This is a genomic window from Coprococcus sp. AF38-1 (assembly GCF_003603945.1).
GTDB lineage: Bacteria > Bacillota > Clostridia > Lachnospirales > Lachnospiraceae > Coprococcus > Coprococcus aceti.
Genome location: NZ_QVGO01000003.1, coordinates 1 through 742, shown reverse-complemented (window position 1 = coordinate 742; position 742 = coordinate 1). Strand labels below are relative to the sequence as shown.

1 pseudogene is annotated in these 742 nt (G+C 46.8%); it reads right to left on the bottom strand.

Annotated features, from left to right (window positions below):
* Window positions 1-151 precede the first annotated feature (151 nt).
* Window positions 152-742: pseudogene (locus tag DW025_RS04545) on the bottom strand (GH25 family lysozyme); the annotation flags it as partial.

Below are 742 nucleotides of genomic sequence, written 5' to 3'. Positions count from 1 at the left end.
AATTTATACACATCGTTTAAAATCGCTATGTTTTTGCGTATGCTCACATATGCTCAAAAGTGGCTTAATTCCTACGTTTTTTACACTTTCATTGTGCATAGCAATATCATGACAAATCAACTTTTTGCCCCTTTTTTGCCCCTAAATCAGGCTATTGCATGAGTTCATTTACTCTCTTCTGAATCTTATCAGGATCATAACCTGCCGCCTTGAGGCGGTCAACACGCTCCTGACCATTGCCCCAGCGACCGGCTATAACTTCATGAGCAACTGCATTGATGATCTTATCCTCTGACATCTGTGATGCCTTGACGAGCTTGTTTACTGCAGCCTGTACCTTTGCATAATCATATCCAGCCTTGGTCAGTCTGCTCTTGCGATCAACACCGTTGCCCCAGCGGCCAACCAAGACTTCCCTTGCGATCGTATTTATGCTCTTCTTGCCGGCTGTCGGCTTTGCAAGTACGGATACGGCTCTTCTGCCTGCCAGCTTACGCCATGATGCTGCACTGATATAAGCCTTATTGAGATCAAGGCTGCCGCTGTAACCTGAGAGCTTACCGACAGATGTGTACTGACGGATAAGGCAGTTATAAGCTCCCTCGTTCCATGGGTGCACCTGATAGCCGGTCTCAACATAGTCTGGGTACTGAGCTACCCATAGGTTATATCCAGCTTTCTTCACGGCATCCATGGCGCTCTTCTGGATATAGATCAGGGGCTTAACACCGGTCTTACTGTA